The organism is Plesiomonas sp. PI-19 (assembly GCF_021368255.1).
GTDB lineage: Bacteria > Pseudomonadota > Gammaproteobacteria > Enterobacterales > CAMTGL01 > Plesiomonas > Plesiomonas shigelloides.
Map to the genome: position 1 here is coordinate 2,471,352 of NZ_JAJNMQ010000001.1, position 17,422 is coordinate 2,488,773.

Sequence of the window (17,422 nt, forward strand, 5' to 3'; positions counted from 1 at the left end):
AAGCTACGCAGGACATGCAGCTATCCACTCGTATCCCCCACCGCTTTACAGCTGGAGCCACAGATTCAGGCATAAAAAAAGCCGCATCCAAGGATGCGGCTTTTTCAATACGAGGTGTTAACTCAGCGCATGCGCTCCATATCGGCACCTTCTTTTTCCACTACTGGCTGCAGCATGTGTTCGCGTTTGACGCCCAGTTTCAGGGCCAGCGCGGACGCTACGTAGATAGAAGAGTAAGTACCAATCAGGATCCCGATCAGCATTACGGTCGCAAAACCGTGGATCAGCGCACCACCGAACACGAACAGTGACAGAACAACCACCAGCGTAGTGGCGGAGGTCATCAAGGTCCGGCTCAGGGTTTGCGTCAGGGAGAGGTTCAGGATATCGCGTGGCGTACCACGACGCACCTTACGGAAGTTCTCCCGGATCCGGTCAAATACCACGATGGTATCGTTCAGTGAGTAACCCACCACCGACAGCAGCGATGCCACGATAGTCAGGTCCAGCTCAATGTGGAACAGCGACAGCACGCCCAGAGTCAGCAACACGTCGTGTGCCAGTGACAATACCGCACCCGCCGCCAGACGCCACTCAAAGCGGATCCCAACGTAAATCAGGATGCTGAGCAGGGAAACCAAAATGGCCATACCACCGGCTTGCGCCAGCTCGCTACCCACGTTTGGACCCACGAACTCGATACGGTGTACCTGCGCCTGCGCATCTACCCCTTGCTGGATAGCAGTCAGTACGCGGCGACCCAGCTCTTCACCTTTGATGTCATCTTTCGGTGGCATACGCACCATAACATCACGGGAAGTACCGAAGTTCTGCACAATGGCGTTGTCGAAACCGGCTTTTTGCAGTTCATCGCGCACTTGACCCAAATCGGCCGACTTGGAGAAAGTCACTTCAATCAGCGTACCGCCGGTGAAGTCCAACCCCCAGTTAAAGCCGTTTTTGACGATGATGCCAATTGAGGCAATCATCAGGATCAAAGAGAACACGAACGCCGCCGGGCCAAGACGCATGAAATCAAGCACCTTCGGCTGGCTATCCGGGTTATTACGTTTTTCAGTGACCACGTCTGTACTCCTTAGATAGACAGCTTAGTAATGCGCTTGCCGCCGTACAGGAAGTTCACGATCGCACGGGTACCGATGATCGCCGTGAACATTGAGGTCGCAATACCAATACTCAAGGTGATGGCAAAGCCTTTCACTGGACCCGTACCGACTGCGTACAGGATCAGCGCGGTGATCAGGGTGGTCACGTTGGCATCGGCAATACTGGAGAACGCATTGCTGTAACCTTCGTTAATCGCCTGCTGCACCGAGCGGCCATTACGCATCTCTTCGCGGATCCGCTCAAAGATCAGTACGTTGGCGTCTACCGCCATCCCCACGGTCAACACAATACCGGCAATCCCCGGCATGGTCAGCGTCGCCCCCGGCAGCATAGACATGATACCGACAATCAGCACCAAGTTAGCCAGCAGCGCACTGATCGCAATCAGACCAAACTTGCGATAGTAAATACCCATGAAGATCACCACCGCCGCCAGACCCCACATACAGGCATCCAGACCTTGCTGAATGTTCTGCGCACCCAAAGATGGGCCGATGGTACGTTCTTCAACGATCTGGATTGGCGCAATCAAGGCACCTGCACGCAGCAGCAGCGACAGGTTATGCGCTTCGGCTTGGCTATCAATACCGGTGATACGGAAGCTACGGCCCAAACGGGACTGAATGGTCGCCATGTTGATGACTTCATCATGCTTGACCAAAATCACTTTGCCGTTAGCGTCACGCTTGCCGCTGTCTTTGTATTCACTGAACAAGGTCGCCATCGGTTTACCGATGTTGTCCTTGGTGAAGTTGGCCATCTTAGTGCCGCCTTCGCTGTCCAGAGAAATGTTCACCTGCGGACGGTTGTACTCGTCAGAGCTGGAGCTGGAATCGGTGATATGGTCACCGGTCAGTACCACTTTCTTGTACAACAGAACTGGGCGACCATCACGCATGTACTGCAGCTCGGAGTCACCAGGCACACGGCCACTGACTGCCGCTTGCAGATCGGCTTGGTTGTTCACCAAACGGAATTCCAGCGTCGCGGTAGCACCCAAGATCTCTTTGGCGCGCGCCGTATCTTGAATACCTGGCAGCTCCACCACAATCCGGCTCGCGCCTTGACGCTGCACAATTGGCTCGGCAACACCCAGCTCGTTCACACGGTTACGCAAAATAGTGATGTTTTGCTGTACCGCGTATTCACGGGCTTCTTTCAGGCGCGCTTCGCTCAGCTGCGCGATAAAGGCGGTATCACCCATCGCGGTGAAGGTCAGATCACGGTGCAGCGGTTGCAGGTAGTCCAGTGCCGCAGTCAGCTCTTCAGGGGAGCGGAAGCGCACTTCAACAGCGCCCACGGCAGTACCGGAGTCCAGTTTACGCACGGAAGAATAGCGGATGCGTTTTTCACGCAGTTCAGAACGGAAGCTGTCTGCAGTTTGCTCCTGCAGTTTGCCCATGGCGGCATCCATATCCACTTCCATCAGGAAGTGCACACCACCACGCAGGTCCAGACCCAGTTTCATCGGGTTAGCACCGATATCTTCCAACCAACGCGGGGTGGAAGGTGCCAGGTTCAGGGCTACAGTGAATTTGTCTCCCAGCGCGTCCGCCACCAGATCACGGGCAGCCAGCTGTTCATCGGTATCTTTGAAGCGTACCAGAACGGTGCCGTTTTCCAGAGCAATGGCTTTAACCGGAAGTTTTTTCTCCGCCAGCAGGTCTTTAACCTTGTCCAGCGTTTGCATGTCGGTTGACGCGCCACGAACACCCGAAATTTGGATTGCCGGGTCTTCGCCATAAATATTTGGAAGTGCGTATAACGCACCGATGGTGACCACGAAGGCCACCATCAGATACTTCCACAAAGGATAACGGTTTAACACGACGGTCCCCTTAGGGAAGTATGGAAATTACAGGGACTTCATCGTGCCTTTTGGCAGTACCGCAGTCACGAAGTCTTTCTTGATGGTTACTTCGGTGGTGTCATTCAGAGCGATCACCAGATAACCGGATTCTGCGCTGGTTTTAGTCACACGACCGATCAGGCCACCGTTAGTCAGCACTTCATCACCTTTGCTGATGGATTCCATCAGGTTGCGGTGTTCTTTGGTGCGTTTTGCCTGTGGGCGGTAAATCATGAAATAGAAAATCAGGCCAAAAATTACCAGCATAAAAATCAGCTGCAGGCTGCTTCCTTGTGCCGGGGCACCGGCGGCCGCATAAGCGTCAGAAATGAACAGACTCATCGGTGAATATTCCTCTATTTATTTGTGGTTCAAAGGTGGAACAGGTTTTCCGATACGCGTATAAAACTCAGTCACAAACGTATCGAAATTACCGTTTTCAATTGCCTGACGGATGCCGGCCATTAAGCGCTGGTAATAACGCAAATTGTGAATGGTATTCAAACGAGCACCGAGAATTTCGTTGCAACGGTCCAGATGATACAAGTAGGCGCGTGTATAATTGCGACATGTGTAGCAATCACACTCTGCGTCTAATGGCGACAAGTCATCACGATACTTGGCATTACGGATTTTTACCACGCCATCCGTAACAAACAAGTGACCGTTACGCGCATTTCGGGTCGGCATCACACAGTCGAACATATCGATACCGCGGCGAACCCCTTCTACCAGATCTTCAGGCTTACCCACACCCATCAGATAGCGTGGTTTGTCTTGCGGCAGCTGAGGACAAGTATGCTCCAGAATGCGGTGCATATCCTCTTTTGGCTCGCCCACCGCCAGACCACCTACGGCATAGCCGTCAAAGCCGATTTCAGTCAGGCCTTTCACGGAGATGTCGCGCAGATCTTCATACACGCTACCCTGCACAATACCAAACAGCGCATTTTTGTTGCCCAGTTGGTCAAAGTGCTTACGGCAACGATCGGCCCAACGCAAAGACATCTCCATCGAGCGCTTGGCGTAATCCCAATCCGCCGGGTATGGCGTACATTCGTCAAAAATCATGACGATGTCGGAACCCAGATCATACTGGATTTCCATTGATTTTTCAGGGCTTAGGAATATCTTGTCACCATTTACTGGATTGCGAAAATGCACGCCTTCCTCGGTGATCTTGCGAATATCACCCAAACTGAATACTTGGAAACCACCCGAGTCAGTCAGGATTGGGCCTGGCCACTTCATGAAGTCATGCAGGTCGCCATGCTTACGCATAATGTCCTGACCTGGACGCAGCCACAGGTGGAAGGTGTTACCCAGCAAAATTTGGGCACCGGTTTCCTGCACTTCTTCAGGGGTCATCCCCTTCACTGTGCCGTAAGTTCCCACCGGCATGAAAGCCGGGGTTTCCACGGTTCCGCGTTCAAAAACCAAGCGGCCACGACGGGCATTACCTTGGGTGGTGATTAATTCGTATTTCATTTTTTCTCCCCGCATCAGAGAAACAGTCTGATAACGTCCGGTGACAATGACCACAGGATTGTGGAAAGGTTCATATTATCCGGCCAGACGTCGCGCCCGCTGACGGTATGCAGTAGCGCCCACGTCGGCCTTATTGCTCAATTATGCCTGACGCGTGATAAACATCGCATCACCATAACTGAAAAAGCGATATTGGTTCGCCACAGCTTCTTGATAAGCATGCATGACATGCTCATAACCAGCAAAGGCAGACACCAACATAATCAAGGTAGATTCTGGCAGGTGGAAGTTGGTGATCAGTGCATCCACCACTTTGAATTGATAACCAGGATAGATAAAGATATCGGTATCACGATGGAACGGCGCAATGATGGCGCTCTCGCCGGCGGCGCGTGCCGCACTTTCCAGTGAACGCACCGAGGTAGTGCCGACAGCAATTACGCGGTTACCACGCGCTTTACAAGCCAGTACAGCATCCACCACCTCTTGTGGCACTTCGGCGTACTCAGAGTGCATGTGGTGCTCTTCAATGGTATCAACGCGCACCGGTTGGAAGGTACCCGCGCCGACATGCAAAGTGACAAAAGCAAACTCCACGCCTTTGGCGTGCAGTTTTTCCAGCAACTGCTCATCGAAGTGCAGACCGGCGGTCGGTGCAGCCACCGCACCGGGCTTTTTGTTGTATACGGTTTGATAGCGCTCTTTATCGCTGTCCTCATCCGGACGGTCGATATACGGCGGCAGCGGCATGTGGCCGATCGCATCTAAAATAGCAAAGACATTGCGCTCGTCATCAAAACCGATTTCAAACAGCGCATCGTGACGCGCCAGCATAGTAGCGCGCACACTTTCATCTTCGCCCAGCAACAGCTCAGTACCCGGCTTCGGTGCTTTCGACGCGCGCACATGCGCCAGAATACGTTTGTCATCCAGTACGCGTTCAACCAACACTTCCAGCTTACCGCCAGAGACTTTACGGCCAAACATACGCGCCGGAATTACCCGAGTATTGTTGAAGACCACCAGATCGCCAGGCTGAATTTTGTCGACCACATCGGCAAAGGTGCCGTGGGTTAACGCGCCACTATTGCCGTCTAATGACAACAGGCGGCTAGAAGTACGCTCAGGTTGCGGATAGCGCGCAATCAGCGTTTCAGGCAGGGAAAAGGAAAAATCAGCAACTCGCATAACCAACACCGGGCAGAGATAAACAGGCGGCTAGTCTAGAGCCGCCTGCCGGTGTCTTCAAGTTGTTATGCGTGCTTTCTTCGCCGTAAAACATAAATCAGCGGCAAAAACAGGGCGATCCACAGCGGGAAACTGCCACCACCTTCACCGGGGCCACACTCGATCCCGCCACCAATCTGGCAATTATCGGTGGTCGGCGGCGTAACGGTACCACCGCCGCTACCGCCACTGGGTGCATACACCTCGGTAATGCTGCCATCTTGAATTCCGCTGATCCAACTCAAATACGAGGTGATGCGGGTATACACCGAGGGGACGTTAGTGCCGCAATTTTGCGTACCGAAACTGACAATCCCGACCTGTACACTGGAGCCTGTTTCACTGATAAGTGGGCCGCCACTGTCACCAAAACAGCTATCCACATATTGCCCTGAACCCGCACTGACCTCATCCCCTTTCGCACAAAACGCGCTATCGGGTAATCCCGGCCATGCCGTCTGGCAGACTTGCGCATCGATAGGATTTAACAGTGCCGTTTGCAAAACGGTACTGCCTTGGGTCGCGCTATTCGACGTTTTGCCCCAGCCGAGAATGCGCAAACCTTGTGGTGTAACCAACGCATGCTGAGATTGCGCTTCATTGGCTAACGCCAATGTGCCACCGGTATAGCTGACCGATAACCGGATCAGCGCAATGTCATTCAGCTGGCTATCAGGATTGTAGTCACGGTGCACATACACTTGCGCTGCAGGATGCTCATCGGCAGGTGTAAAACGGTCTTTATCCACCTGACCGGCAAATACACTGACATCGCTGGCTCCGGCCAGCCACGTTTTATCCGCCACACAGTGGGCAGCGGTCAGTACCCAACCAGAATTGATAAACGAGGCACCACACAGCAATTGGCTGGTTTGATCCGCAGTGGTTTTACGCACCTGCAGCAACCCCATCCACGGGTAGGTATGTACTGAAGCGACATCTTGCCCGCCAATCACCCGTACGCTCGGCGCTTCTGGAGTAACTGTTTGTGCGAACGTCTGCGCTGGCGTCATGCCTAACATCAGCATAGCCAACATGCTGATGCACCCGTTGTTGATTGCCCGTGTATGTTGACACCCCATCCTTCGTCCCTGCCTGTACTTATCCTGCACTCTGCGATACGGTTAAAAAACACTCACCGCGAGTTTATGCAATCTTTCTCGGCTTGGGCGAGATTGTTAAAGGATATTTGATTCACTTCGCAGGCATTTTTCCTGTGTTGCGTTACGGTTGCGGTATGCGCAGTTAAATCCGGAGGAGGGCTATCATGCTGCTTATCGGCGATATCATGACATCTAATCCGTACACTTTGCGGGCTGATAACAGTCTCACCGATGCCCGCGTGCTGATGGCTCAGCACAGGATCCGGCACATCCCAATCGTGGATGACGAGATGCAATTAATCGGGCTGATCACCCAGCGCGACATTCTGGCGGCGCAGACATCTTGCCTACTGTCGTTAAGCGAGAATCGGCGCATTGAGCAGGAGAATGAGATCCAGCTTGGCGAGCTGATGCGAACCCGAGTGCTGACTATCGATCTGCATGCCGGTATTCGCGCCGCAGCGCAGATCCTGTTTAAACACCGGATCGGCTGTCTGCCGGTTACCGAACAAAGCAAACTGGTGGGGATCATTACCGATTCCGATTTCGTGGCGGTGGCGATTCATCTGCTGGAGCTGGAAGAGGAAACCGATCCGCCAGAGCAAGATGAGTTGGATGACGACAGCCTCAATGGCTTATCCGTTGATCTTACTCCACAGGTGCGTACCAATAACGGCGACGAGTAAGTCCGGCGTTGCAGGATTATCGACGCCTCAATTCAAACGACTGTTCCAGCGAAAGCACACAAAGAAAATACACAAAAAAGGAGAAGCCTATGCTTCTCCTTTTCGTTTTAGGTTTGATTTTCGGTATAGCCTGTTTTTCCGTATCCCAACTGCCGCATTACCCGCAGAGAGGAGGCCTCACCTTAGAACTGATCTTCTTCGGTTGAGCCCGTCAGCGCAGTCACTGATGACTGACCGCCTTGGATCACGTTGGTCACCTTATCAAAGTAACCGGTGCCCACCTCTTGCTGGTGCGCCACGAAGGTATAGCCCTTGTCGGCACAGGCAAACTCCGGCTGCTGCACTTTTTCCACGTAGTGACGCATGCCCTCGCCCTGTGCGTAAGCATGGGCCAGATCGAACATGTTGAACCACATGCTGTGGATCCCCGCCAGCGTGATGAACTGGTATTTATAGCCCATGTCTGACAGCGCTTGTTGGAAGCGCGCGATAGTGGCGTCGTCCAAATTCTTCTTCCAGTTAAACGATGGCGAACAGTTATACGCCAGCAATTTACCTGGGAACTTAGCATGCACCGCGTCGGCAAACTTACGCGCTTGCTCCAGATCCGGTTTAGACGTTTCACACCACACCATATCTGCATACGGCGCATAAGCCAGAGCACGGCTGATTGCCTGATCGATGCCGGCGCGAGTACGGTAGAAGCCTTCACTGGTACGCTCACCGGTAATAAAATCGCTGTCATACGGATCGCAATCCGAAGTCAGCAGATCCGCCGCATCGGCATCGGTACGCGCCACCAGCAGAGTTGGCACGCCGCAGGTGTCCGCCGCCAAACGTGCGGCCACCAGCTTTTGGATCGCTTCTTGGGTTGGTACCAGCACCTTGCCGCCCATATGGCCGCATTTTTTCACCGACGCTAACTGATCTTCAAAGTGCACCGCACCGGCGCCCGCTTCGATCATCGATTTCATCAGTTCAAACGCATTCAGCACGCCGCCGAAACCGGCTTCTGCATCCGCGACAATGGGCAGGAAATAATCGGTATAACCGGCATCCCCCGGACCAATGCCGTTCGCCCACTGAATTTGATCGGCGCGGCGGAAGGAGTTATTGATACGCTGCACCACCGCTGGCACAGAGTTAGCCGGATACAGTGATTGATCTGGGTACATGGATGAGGCTAAGTTGGCATCTGCCGCCACCTGCCAGCCAGATAAGTACACCGCTTCGATGCCCGCTTTGGCTTGTTGCACCGCCTGACCACCGGTCAGCGCGCCCAGACTGTTGACATAGCCTTTCTTGGCTTCGCCGTTGACCAGACGCCACAGTTTCTCGGCTCCACGCTGCGCCAGTGAATGCTCAGGCACAAACGAGCCACGCAGGTTCACCACTTCCGCCGCAGTGTAAGGACGGCGGATCCCTTGCCAGCGCGGGTTTTCTTTCCAGTCTTTTTCCAGTGCAGCGATCTGCTGTTCGCGTGTCATGCTCATGGTCAAACTCCCTCTTATTTCGTTCTCATGTCAGGCGCTTATCGGATCTTTACAATCCATTACTCAGTTCAGATAACGGTAGCCAGGCAAAGTCAGAAAGTTGACCAGCTCATCCGATACCGTGATTTGCTCCATCAAGGCCGCCGCTTCCTCATAGCGACCTGTATCATATTTCTCGGCGCCTAACTCATCACGTAAGGTCGCCAGCTCTTCGCGCAACATGGCGCTGAACAAAGCTTTGGTCACCAACTTGCCGTTACTTAAGCGTTTTTGGTGCCGGATCCACTGCCAAATTGAGGTACGCGAAATCTCAGCGGTAGCCGCATCTTCCATCAGACCGTAAATGGGCACACAGCCGTTACCGGAGATCCACGCCTCGATGTACTGCACCGCCACTCGAATATTGGCGCGCATGCCCTCTTCGGTACGCTCGCCCTCACAAGGTTGCAGCAAATCCGCCGCAGTGACCGGCTCATCATGCTCGCGGCGCACATCCAGTTGATTGGCGCGGCCATCGAGTACGCGGTCGAACACTGCCATCGCCACATCGGCAAGGCCGGGGTGGGCTACCCACGTGCCGTCATGTCCATTACCGGCTTCCAGCTCTTTATCCGCGCGCACTTTATTCAGCACCCACTCATTACGCGCCGGATCTTTGCTTGGAATAAAGGCCGCCATACCGCCCATGGCAAATGCGCCACGGCGATGACAGGTACGGATCAGTAGGCGCGAATAGGCACTCAAGAACGGTTTGTCCATGGTCACCACTTGGCGATCTGGCAGGACTTTATCGGGGTGATTTTTCAGTGTTTTGATATAGCTAAAGATGTAGTCCCAACGACCACAGTTCAGGCCGACAATGTGGTCTCGCAGGTGATATAGGATCTCATCCATCTGAAACACGGCAGGCAGAGTCTCGATCAAGGCCGTCGCTTTGATGGTGCCGCGCGCCAAGCCGACATGATCTTCGGCGAAACTGAACACCTCACTCCACCATGCAGCTTCGTGATATGACTGCATCTTCGGCAGGTAGAAATACGGGCCGCTGCCTTTGGCCAGCAAACGCTGATGGTTATGGAAAAAGTAGAGTGCAAAATCAAACAGGTTGCCGGGAATAGGCTCGCCTTGATAGCGCATATGTTTTTCTTGCAGATGGAAGCCCCGCACCCGACAAATCAGCACCGCCGGATGGGCATTGAGTCGGTAGGATTTACCTTCTTCGCTGCGATATTCAATGGTGCCATCCACTGCATCGCGCAGGTTGATTTGCCCTTGGATCACTTTATCCCACGCCGGAGCCAAGGAGTCTTCGAAATCCGCCATGAAGACTTTAACGTTGGCATTTAAGGCATTGATGATCATTTTGCGTTCAACAGGGCCGGTGATCTCTACGCGGCGATCGCGCAAATCGGCAGGCACGCCACGGATAGTCCAGGCTTTTTCGCGAATGTGCTCGGTTTCAGGCAGAAAATCAGGCAATGCACCGGCATCAATCTGCGCTTGGAACGCTTCACGGGCCGCCAGCAATTGCGGTACCTGCGGGGCGAAACGGGTCACCAGCTCGGCCAGAAAATCCAATGCCTGTGGGGTAAGGATGGCCTGCTGCTCTGCGGTCAGAGGCTCAGTACAGGTCAGCAGCGGGTGCTGCGCCGAAGTATTGTGTTGTCCGCTCATACCCTTTCCTTATCATTTGTAAATTAGCAACCACTCACCCGGTATTGCTTAAGCTGATACACCGCTCGAATTACTGAGCCAGTGCTGCTGATTATGACGTGTCCCTATGGCAACAAAATGACCAATCGATAACAAAAAATCAACATCGCGTTTTAAGTTATCGTTTGAATTTGCTGAAAAATGGTTTCAGCTCAGCGAGATAAAAAAATGAATATGCTGAATATCCCTATAAAGTCATTGCTCTAAAAAGGGAGAGACTTCCGTTTTTGCTTCTCGTGTCCCACCACCAAAATGAAAGTCTTTCAGTTATTTTATTACAAAACACTAACACACCAGTCGCGTACACGACGGCGTAATACAAAAAGACTCGGACAGGAAAAGAAAAAAAGCCAACGAAACGCGGGGTTATAGAGAAAAAATCGAACCAATGTGAACAACACCGATTTCAGGCTATAAAAACCTGAAACCGGCTGACTGAAAGTAAATACCGGCGGCGAGCACATCGAATAATAAAATGCCCAACGGCCAGCATAGAGGATTGCTGCGCCGTAAAGGTAAACAACAGGATTTTTATTCGTTTAGCAGCTCACCGACTATCTCGCCGAGCTTGCTGAAGGTATTAACGCGGCTGGAGCTCGGTCGCCAGACCAAACCGATATCACGGTAGGCCGGCGCATGAGGCGGATCGGTGATCACCAGATCCAGATTTTGTACTAGCCCTTGGCGAATGGCCATTTGCGGCACAAAGGTGGTGCCCAACCCATTGGCCACCATTTGTACCAAGGTATGCAAACTGGTGGCGGTAAACGGATTGATTTTATCGCTGTAAGCCAGATGACAGGCAGTTAAGGCATGCTCGGTCAAGCAATGCTCGCGCTCCAGCAAGTACACCGAGCCATCCGGCAGCTGATTGAAATCCAATGGCATGTGCAATTGGCTAGCCAGCGCTTTGGGCAGCACCATTTTGAACTTATCACGACCCACGATCCGGCTGTGCAAGCCATGAATGTCCACCGGTAACGCCAACAGCAAGACATCCAGCTGACCGCCTTTGAGCGCATCAATCAGCACCGAAGTGGTATCTTCACGCAATACCAACTCCAGTTTGGGATAGCGCTGTTGCACCTGTTTGACCAAATCACACAACAAGAACGGGGCAATGGTTGGAATGCAGCCGACCCGCAACTGCCCTTCCATTTCAGCCGTTTGGCTAGCGGCAAAATCGGTCAAATCTAATGTCCGCGCCAACAGTTCACGGGCGCGTTTAACCACCTCTTCGCCACTGGGGGTGAAGATAAAGGATTTGTGATCCCGTTCAATTAATGTACATCCCAGCCGTTCTTCTAGGCTCTGAATGCCGCTGCTTAGCGTAGACTGGCTAACGTAACAGGCTCGGGCAGCGCGGTTGAAGTGGCGCACGTCGTGCAGGGTAACAAGATAATGCAGTTGTTTCAGGGAAGGCCATTTATTATTCATCGTAAAATCCGATTACAACAATCGTTTTTTTTCGCTTTCCTCAATGTACCATCTTCCCTACACTAATTCTCGTTGTCTGAGAATATTCTCATCACCTCTAACTGAATCAATACGGGAGTTGCTATGGTTCTGGTAGCACGTCAAGCCCCAGACTTTACTGCAGCAGCAGTACTGGGTAACGGTGAAATCGTTGATAATTTCAACCTGAAGCAGCACATCGCAGGTAAAGCGGCCGTTCTGTTCTTCTATCCGCTGGACTTCACTTTTGTGTGCCCTTCTGAGCTGATCGCTTTTGATCACCGCATCGAAGAGTTCCAAAAACGCGGTGTTGAGGTGATTGGTGTTTCTATCGACTCCGAATTCACCCACAACGCATGGCGTAAGACCCCAGTAGACAAGGGCGGTATCGGCGAAGTTCGTTACCCACTGGTTGCTGACGTTAAACACGACATCTGCCGCGCTTACGGTGTTGAGCTGGAAGAAGCGGGTGTTGCTCTGCGTGGTTCTTTCCTGATCGACAAGCACGGCGTTGTGCGTCATCAGGTAGTAAACGACCTGCCACTGGGCCGTAACATTGATGAAATGCTGCGTATGGTTGATGCGCTGCAATTCCACGAAGAGCATGGCGATGTGTGCCCAGCTCAGTGGGAAAAAGGCAAGAAAGCGATGGAAGCCTCTCCGGACGGCGTAGCTCGCTTCCTGGCAGAAAACTCTGGCGATCTGTAATCGCTAAGCAGCCCAAGAGCTGTGTAAACTGACGTAATGAAAAACGCTTATCCCTTGGGATAAGCGTTTTTTTCTGCGCTTGATGGCTGACTATGCTTCATCGCTAACGATGCCAGATGCGTCAGACCTGTGCCCCATGACAAGGCATCACGACCCAAACGGTAACCACCTATATTCAGTTAGCGATTTAACCACTCACCATAACGGAACAGGCCATACTCGCCCGGTTGCATCGGATGCCACACTTCATCTTGGGTCAATGGCTGCGTAGCGATGATCGTCACCACATCTTGCGGCGTAGTCTGCTGCTGAAAATCAATCATCACGTCTTCATCCAGCAAGGTGGCTTTGCCAAACGGCGCACGACGGGTCAGCCAATGCAGCTTAGTGCCGCAATAAGCCATCACAAACTCACCGTCCGACAACAGCATATTAAACACCCCGCGCTGTTGCAGCTGCGCGGCTAAGGTCGCGACGTAGGCGAACATGGCCGGCCAATCTTGCAGCGGCGCAGGATAACGTTGCTCAAGGCAATTGAGTAACCAGCAAAAGGCATGTTCGCTGTCAGTTTGCCCGACAGGGCGCTGACGGCCATCAGCCAACGCCGGTAAGTCGGTGAGCTGGCCATTGTGGGCATAGGTCCAATAACGCCCCCATAGCTCACGCGTAAAGGGATGGGTATTTTCCAGTGACACCGGACCGCTATTAGCTTGGCGAATATGCGCGACCACCGCGCAAGATTTGATTGGGTAGTCTTGCACCAGCTGCGCAATACGCGAATTGGCGCTGGGGAGCGGATCTTTAAAGGTACGAAAACCGCGCCCTTCGTAGAACGTAATTCCCCAACCGTCTTTATGCGGGCCGGTTTGCCCACCGCGCCGCGCCAGTCCGGTAAAACTAAAGCAGATGTCCGTCGGGACATTGGCACTCATGCCGAGTAATTCGCACATACGCGGTCTCCTTTCCTGCCCTTGACTCTTGGCGGCGGTATCTTTGCGCTCTACTGGATATATCCGTGAGCCGGCACCACGACAGCTACGCCGCCATACCGGCCCCGCACGCCCAACTACGCCATTACGCGCCAGCCATTTCCTTTTCAATCAGCTGGATCATGATATGGATGGCTTTAATATGCACTTCCTGAATACGATCCGCATAACCAAAGTGTGGCACACGAATTTCAACATCGGCACTACCGGCCATCTTGCCGCCGTCTTTACCGGTCAGGGTCAGCACTTTCATGCCCTTGGCACGCGCCGCTTCAATCGCCTTGATGATGTTGCCCGAGTTACCAGACGTAGAAATGCCCAGCAGCACATCGCCCTCACGGCCTACCGCTTCAACATAGCGAGAGAATACATAGTCATAACCAAAATCGTTGCTCACGCAAGACAGATGGCTCGGGTCAGAGATAGCAATCGCCGGATAACCCGGGCGATTTTCACGGTAACGACCGGTCAGCTCTTCGGCAAAATGCATTGCGTCACAGTGCGAGCCGCCATTACCACATGACAAGACTTTGCCACCGGCTTTGAAGGAATCAGCAATCAGACGCGCAGCATCTTCAATGCTGGCAATGTTCTTTTCATCGGCCAGAAAATTATTCAGCACCTCAGACGCTTCACACAGCTCCGCACGGATCAGATCATGGTACATGGGTAAAACCTCAGGTCAGTTATTATCGGAATCCTTGGCAGTGTAACCAATTGCTGCAACGGCGAGAAGCATACAGGCAGTTACACGGCTGATAACGAATCAGCAGCGGTTTGTTGTAATTTCAATGTAAACAACTTGCTGCCGGTTTGATTTTGAACTAAAACATTCCTGTTATCAGGTCAGACCTCTGACCTAAATTAAGGAGTGCGCACCATGACCCTGATTCTTATTGTACTGAGCCTGATCCTGCTCGGTGCCTTGGCTTATCACCGGATCCCTCTGCTTCTGAGCAGTCGCGTCTGTCTTGGCTCGGCTTTGCTGTGCGCACTGCTCGCCCCTGAAACCTTGTGGTTGTGGCTCCCAGTACTTATTGTGGTGCTGCCACTGAACTTCCTGTCCCTGCGTAAAAAATGGATCAGCGCCCCGATCTTGCGAACCTTCCGCCATATCATGCCGGCCATGTCTCGCACCGAAAAAGAAGCAATTGAAGCAGGAACCACCTGGTGGGAAGGGGAATTGTTCCGCGGTGAACCACAGTGGCAACTGCTGCAAAACTACCCAAAACCGCAGCTAAGTCCGGAAGAACAAGCCTTCTTAGATGGCCCCGTCGAAACCCTGTGCAGCATGGCGCGTGATTTTGAAATCACCCATGAATTGGCTGACCTGCCCGCCCCGATTTGGCACTACCTGAAAGAGCAGCGCTTTTTTGCCATGATCATCCGCAAAGAGTATGGCGGGCTGGAGTTTTCCGCCTACGCGCAGGCGCGGGTACTGCAAAAATTGGCCGGCGTATCTGGCGTGCTCTCTTCCACCGTTGGCGTGCCAAACTCACTCGGCCCCGGTGAGCTGCTGCAACACTACGGCACTGAAGCGCAAAAAAATTATTACCTGCCGCGTTTAGCCCGTGGCGACGAGATCCCCTGTTTTGCCCTGACCAGCCCAGAGGCGGGCTCTGATGCCGGCGCAATCCCTGATATCGGCATTATTGGCCGTGGCCAGTGGCAAGGCGAAGAGATTGTCGGTATTTACCTGACGTGGAATAAGCGCTACATCACCCTCGCACCGATTGCGACCGTGCTGGGGCTGGCGTTCAAACTGCACGATCCCGAGCATTTATTGGGGATGGAGGAGGACTTAGGGATCACCTGCGCCCTGATCCCAACCCACACCCCAGGCGTGCAAATTGGTCGCCGCCACTTCCCTCTCAACGTGCCATTCCAAAACGGGCCGACACGTGGTGACAACGTCTTTGTGCCGTTGGATTACATCATTGGCGGTCAGGTAATGGCCGGTCAAGGTTGGCGCATGCTGATGGAGTGCTTATCGGTCGGACGAGGGATCACTCTGCCCTCTAACGCCACCGGCGGCAGCAAAAGCGCCGCGCTGGCTACCGGTGCTTACGCCCGCATTCGTCGCCAATTTAAAATGCCGATAGGCCATATGGAAGGGATCGAAGAGCCGTTGGCGCGGCTGGCCGGTAACGTGTATGTGATGGACGCCGCAGCCACCTTAGCCACCACCGCTATCGATCTGGGTGAAAAGCCCGCAGTGGTCTCAGCGATCGTCAAATATCACTGTACCCACCGCGGCCAGCGCTGCCTGATAGATGCCATGGACATCGTCGGCGGTAAGGGGATTTGCATGGGGCCGTCCAACTTCTTAGCCCGAGCCTATCAAGGCGCACCGATCGCCATCACGGTAGAAGGTGCCAACATCCTCACCCGCAGCATGATTATCTATGGCCAAGGCGCGATTCGCTGCCATCCGTATGTGTTACGCGAAATGCAGGCGGTGATGGAAGAAGAGCCGTACGCCACTGAGCATTTCGACAACGCCCTGTTCGGCCATATCGGGTTTGTGTGCACCAATTTAGCCCGTTCACTGTGGCTCGGCCTGACCAATGGCCGCACCAGCGCCGCCCCAGTACACGATGATACGGCGCGTTACTATCAGCGCATCAATCGCCTGTCGGCCAATCTGGCACTGCTGTCGGATGTCAGCATGGGATTGTTTGGTGGCAGCCTAAAACGGCGCGAGCGCATTTCAGCGCGCTTGGGCGATATTCTGAGCCAACTGTTCTTAGCCTCAGCCGCGCTGAAGCGCTTTGAAGACGAAGGCCGACTGGAAGCCGATCTGCCGCTACTGCATTGGGGGGTACAAGATTGCCTATGGCAAGCCGAACAGGCCTTGTTAGATATTCTGGCTAATTTGCCGCAACGTCCGATCGCTGGGCTGCTGCGTTTGATCCTGCTGCCGCTGGGGGCGCGTGCTCGTCGACCTGATGATGCCTTGGATCACCAGTTGGCGCGGTTACTGCAAACCCCATCACCGACCCGTGATCGCTTAGGCCGCGGTCAATATCTCGCGCCGACCGAAGGCAACCCAGCAGGTCAGTTGGAAGAAGCGCTGCGCGATATTCTGCACGCCGAGCCGCTGTTCCGTAAGATTTGTCAGCATTTTAATACCGCGTATCCATTCACAGGGCTAGATAAATTGGCAGCTCGCGCTTTGGAGGCAGGCGTGATCCACGCGGAAGAGGCGCAATTGCTGATCCGCGCCGAACATGGACGCCTGCGCAGTATCAATGTGGATGATTTTGATCCGCGCGTATTACCGGCAGGTCAATCGGTATCCAGCGAAGCACCGACAAGCTAAGTGGGTCACCCCACAAGGGTTCCCTACGTTTTAACATGCTCTCTCACACTCTGGGCTGCCGATGCAGCCCATTTTTTATCCGGTAAAAAGCGAAACAGATCGCTGTTTCGGCGTTTATTTCGTGCTCTACGCCCTCACCAGCAGCAGCCACGGCTACACTAATTTTAACTGTGCGAAAATTTCATCGCTGCCACCACCGTTTCACGCGCCGAGCTGCACACTCCGGTGCGATTACCGCCCGAGGTGGGCCATGGCAAGCCG

14 protein-coding genes are annotated in these 17,422 nt (G+C 53.5%); 3 read left to right on the plus strand and 11 right to left on the minus strand.

Features of this window, described 5'->3' with window-relative positions; translation table 11 throughout:
* Nucleotides 1–122: 122 nt before the first annotated feature.
* The 6 genes from secF to LQ901_RS10965 all read right to left on the minus strand — a co-directional run bounded on the left by secF (nt 123) and on the right by LQ901_RS10965 (nt 6,729).
* Nucleotides 123–1,031 (minus strand): protein translocase subunit SecF, encoded by a 909-nt coding sequence (gene secF / locus LQ901_RS10940; RefSeq protein WP_052021520.1) that lies wholly within the window; start codon nt 1,029–1,031, stop codon nt 123–125.
* 65 nt (nt 1,032–1,096) lie between these two features.
* Nucleotides 1,097–2,956, minus strand: a complete 1,860-nt coding sequence (gene secD / locus LQ901_RS10945) for a protein translocase subunit SecD (protein WP_010862442.1) — start codon at nt 2,954–2,956, stop codon at nt 1,097–1,099.
* A 27-nt stretch (nt 2,957–2,983) separates the two neighbouring features.
* Complete coding sequence (yajC, locus tag LQ901_RS10950) at nt 2,984–3,319, minus strand: preprotein translocase subunit YajC (RefSeq protein ID WP_010862443.1); 336 nt, start codon at nt 3,317–3,319, stop codon at nt 2,984–2,986.
* 18 nt (nt 3,320–3,337) lie between these two features.
* The gene (tgt, locus tag LQ901_RS10955) at nt 3,338–4,465 is read right to left on the minus strand and encodes a tRNA guanosine(34) transglycosylase Tgt (RefSeq protein ID WP_064977234.1); all 1,128 of its coding nucleotides are present in this window, start codon (nt 4,463–4,465) and stop codon (nt 3,338–3,340) included.
* A 141-nt stretch (nt 4,466–4,606) separates the two neighbouring features.
* The gene (queA, locus tag LQ901_RS10960; RefSeq protein ID WP_064977233.1) at nt 4,607–5,653 is read right to left on the minus strand and encodes a tRNA preQ1(34) S-adenosylmethionine ribosyltransferase-isomerase QueA; all 1,047 of its coding nucleotides are present in this window, start codon (nt 5,651–5,653) and stop codon (nt 4,607–4,609) included.
* A 65-nt stretch (nt 5,654–5,718) separates the two neighbouring features.
* Nucleotides 5,719–6,729, minus strand: a complete 1,011-nt coding sequence (locus tag LQ901_RS10965) for a trypsin-like serine protease (RefSeq protein ID WP_167550116.1) — start codon at nt 6,727–6,729, stop codon at nt 5,719–5,721.
* Nucleotides 6,730–6,959: 230 nt separating this feature from the next.
* Between LQ901_RS10965 and LQ901_RS10970 the strand changes: the two genes are divergently transcribed.
* Entirely contained in the window at nt 6,960–7,481 is a 522-nt protein-coding gene (locus tag LQ901_RS10970; protein WP_064977231.1) for a CBS domain-containing protein, read from the plus strand.
* A 182-nt stretch (nt 7,482–7,663) separates the two neighbouring features.
* Here the strand turns inward: LQ901_RS10970 and aceA are convergent, their stop codons facing one another.
* The 3 genes from aceA to LQ901_RS10985 all read right to left on the minus strand — a co-directional run bounded on the left by aceA (nt 7,664) and on the right by LQ901_RS10985 (nt 12,124).
* On the minus strand, nt 7,664–8,974 hold the full coding sequence (aceA, locus tag LQ901_RS10975) for an isocitrate lyase (protein ID WP_010862448.1): 1,311 nt from the start codon (nt 8,972–8,974) through the stop codon (nt 7,664–7,666).
* Nucleotides 8,975–9,037: 63 nt separating this feature from the next.
* Nucleotides 9,038–10,648, minus strand: coding sequence for a malate synthase A (aceB, locus tag LQ901_RS10980; protein WP_064977230.1), 1,611 nt, complete (start codon nt 10,646–10,648; stop codon nt 9,038–9,040).
* A gap of 570 nt (nt 10,649–11,218) precedes the next feature.
* Nucleotides 11,219–12,124, minus strand: coding sequence for a hydrogen peroxide-inducible genes activator (locus LQ901_RS10985; RefSeq protein ID WP_039046701.1), 906 nt, complete (start codon nt 12,122–12,124; stop codon nt 11,219–11,221).
* Between the two features lie 123 nt (nt 12,125–12,247).
* Between LQ901_RS10985 and LQ901_RS10990 the strand changes: the two genes are divergently transcribed.
* The gene (locus tag LQ901_RS10990) at nt 12,248–12,850 is read left to right on the plus strand and encodes a peroxiredoxin C (RefSeq protein WP_010862451.1); all 603 of its coding nucleotides are present in this window, start codon (nt 12,248–12,250) and stop codon (nt 12,848–12,850) included.
* A gap of 179 nt (nt 12,851–13,029) precedes the next feature.
* Here the strand turns inward: LQ901_RS10990 and LQ901_RS10995 are convergent, their stop codons facing one another.
* Together LQ901_RS10995 and lpcA are read right to left on the minus strand one after the other, a co-directional pair.
* Entirely contained in the window at nt 13,030–13,800 is a 771-nt protein-coding gene (locus tag LQ901_RS10995) for a class II glutamine amidotransferase (RefSeq protein ID WP_152136107.1), read from the minus strand.
* Nucleotides 13,801–13,924: 124 nt separating this feature from the next.
* The gene (gene lpcA, locus LQ901_RS11000; protein WP_010862453.1) at nt 13,925–14,506 is read right to left on the minus strand and encodes a D-sedoheptulose 7-phosphate isomerase; all 582 of its coding nucleotides are present in this window, start codon (nt 14,504–14,506) and stop codon (nt 13,925–13,927) included.
* Between the two features lie 213 nt (nt 14,507–14,719).
* Here lpcA and fadE point away from each other — a divergent pair, with 213 nt between their 5' ends.
* On the plus strand, nt 14,720–17,161 hold the full coding sequence (fadE, locus tag LQ901_RS11005; RefSeq protein ID WP_152136100.1) for an acyl-CoA dehydrogenase FadE: 2,442 nt from the start codon (nt 14,720–14,722) through the stop codon (nt 17,159–17,161).
* The last annotated feature ends 261 nt before the right edge of the window (nt 17,162–17,422 follow it).

What these genes read in the sequence shown, in the direction of transcription:
- yajC (WP_010862443.1), bottom strand. Translation starts at nt 3,319, where the DNA reads ATGAGTCTGTTCATTTCTGACGCTTATGCGGCCGCCGGTGCCCCGGCA.
- secF (WP_052021520.1), bottom strand. Translation starts at nt 1,031, where the DNA reads ATGCGTCTTGGCCCGGCGGCGTTCGTGTTCTCTTTGATCCTGATGATT.
- tgt (WP_064977234.1), bottom strand. Translation starts at nt 4,465, where the DNA reads ATGAAATACGAATTAATCACCACCCAAGGTAATGCCCGTCGTGGCCGC.
- aceA (WP_010862448.1), bottom strand. Translation starts at nt 8,974, where the DNA reads ATGAGCATGACACGCGAACAGCAGATCGCTGCACTGGAAAAAGACTGG.
- LQ901_RS10985 (WP_039046701.1), bottom strand. Translation starts at nt 12,124, where the DNA reads ATGAATAATAAATGGCCTTCCCTGAAACAACTGCATTATCTTGTTACC.
- lpcA (WP_010862453.1), bottom strand. Translation starts at nt 14,506, where the DNA reads ATGTACCATGATCTGATCCGTGCGGAGCTGTGTGAAGCGTCTGAGGTG.
- aceB (WP_064977230.1), bottom strand. Translation starts at nt 10,648, where the DNA reads ATGAGCGGACAACACAATACTTCGGCGCAGCACCCGCTGCTGACCTGT.
- LQ901_RS10970 (WP_064977231.1), top strand. Translation starts at nt 6,960, where the DNA reads ATGCTGCTTATCGGCGATATCATGACATCTAATCCGTACACTTTGCGG.
- fadE (WP_152136100.1), top strand. Translation starts at nt 14,720, where the DNA reads ATGACCCTGATTCTTATTGTACTGAGCCTGATCCTGCTCGGTGCCTTG.
- LQ901_RS10990 (WP_010862451.1), top strand. Translation starts at nt 12,248, where the DNA reads ATGGTTCTGGTAGCACGTCAAGCCCCAGACTTTACTGCAGCAGCAGTA.
- LQ901_RS10965 (WP_167550116.1), bottom strand. Translation starts at nt 6,729, where the DNA reads ATGTTGGCTATGCTGATGTTAGGCATGACGCCAGCGCAGACGTTCGCA.
- queA (WP_064977233.1), bottom strand. Translation starts at nt 5,653, where the DNA reads ATGCGAGTTGCTGATTTTTCCTTTTCCCTGCCTGAAACGCTGATTGCG.
- LQ901_RS10995 (WP_152136107.1), bottom strand. Translation starts at nt 13,800, where the DNA reads ATGTGCGAATTACTCGGCATGAGTGCCAATGTCCCGACGGACATCTGC.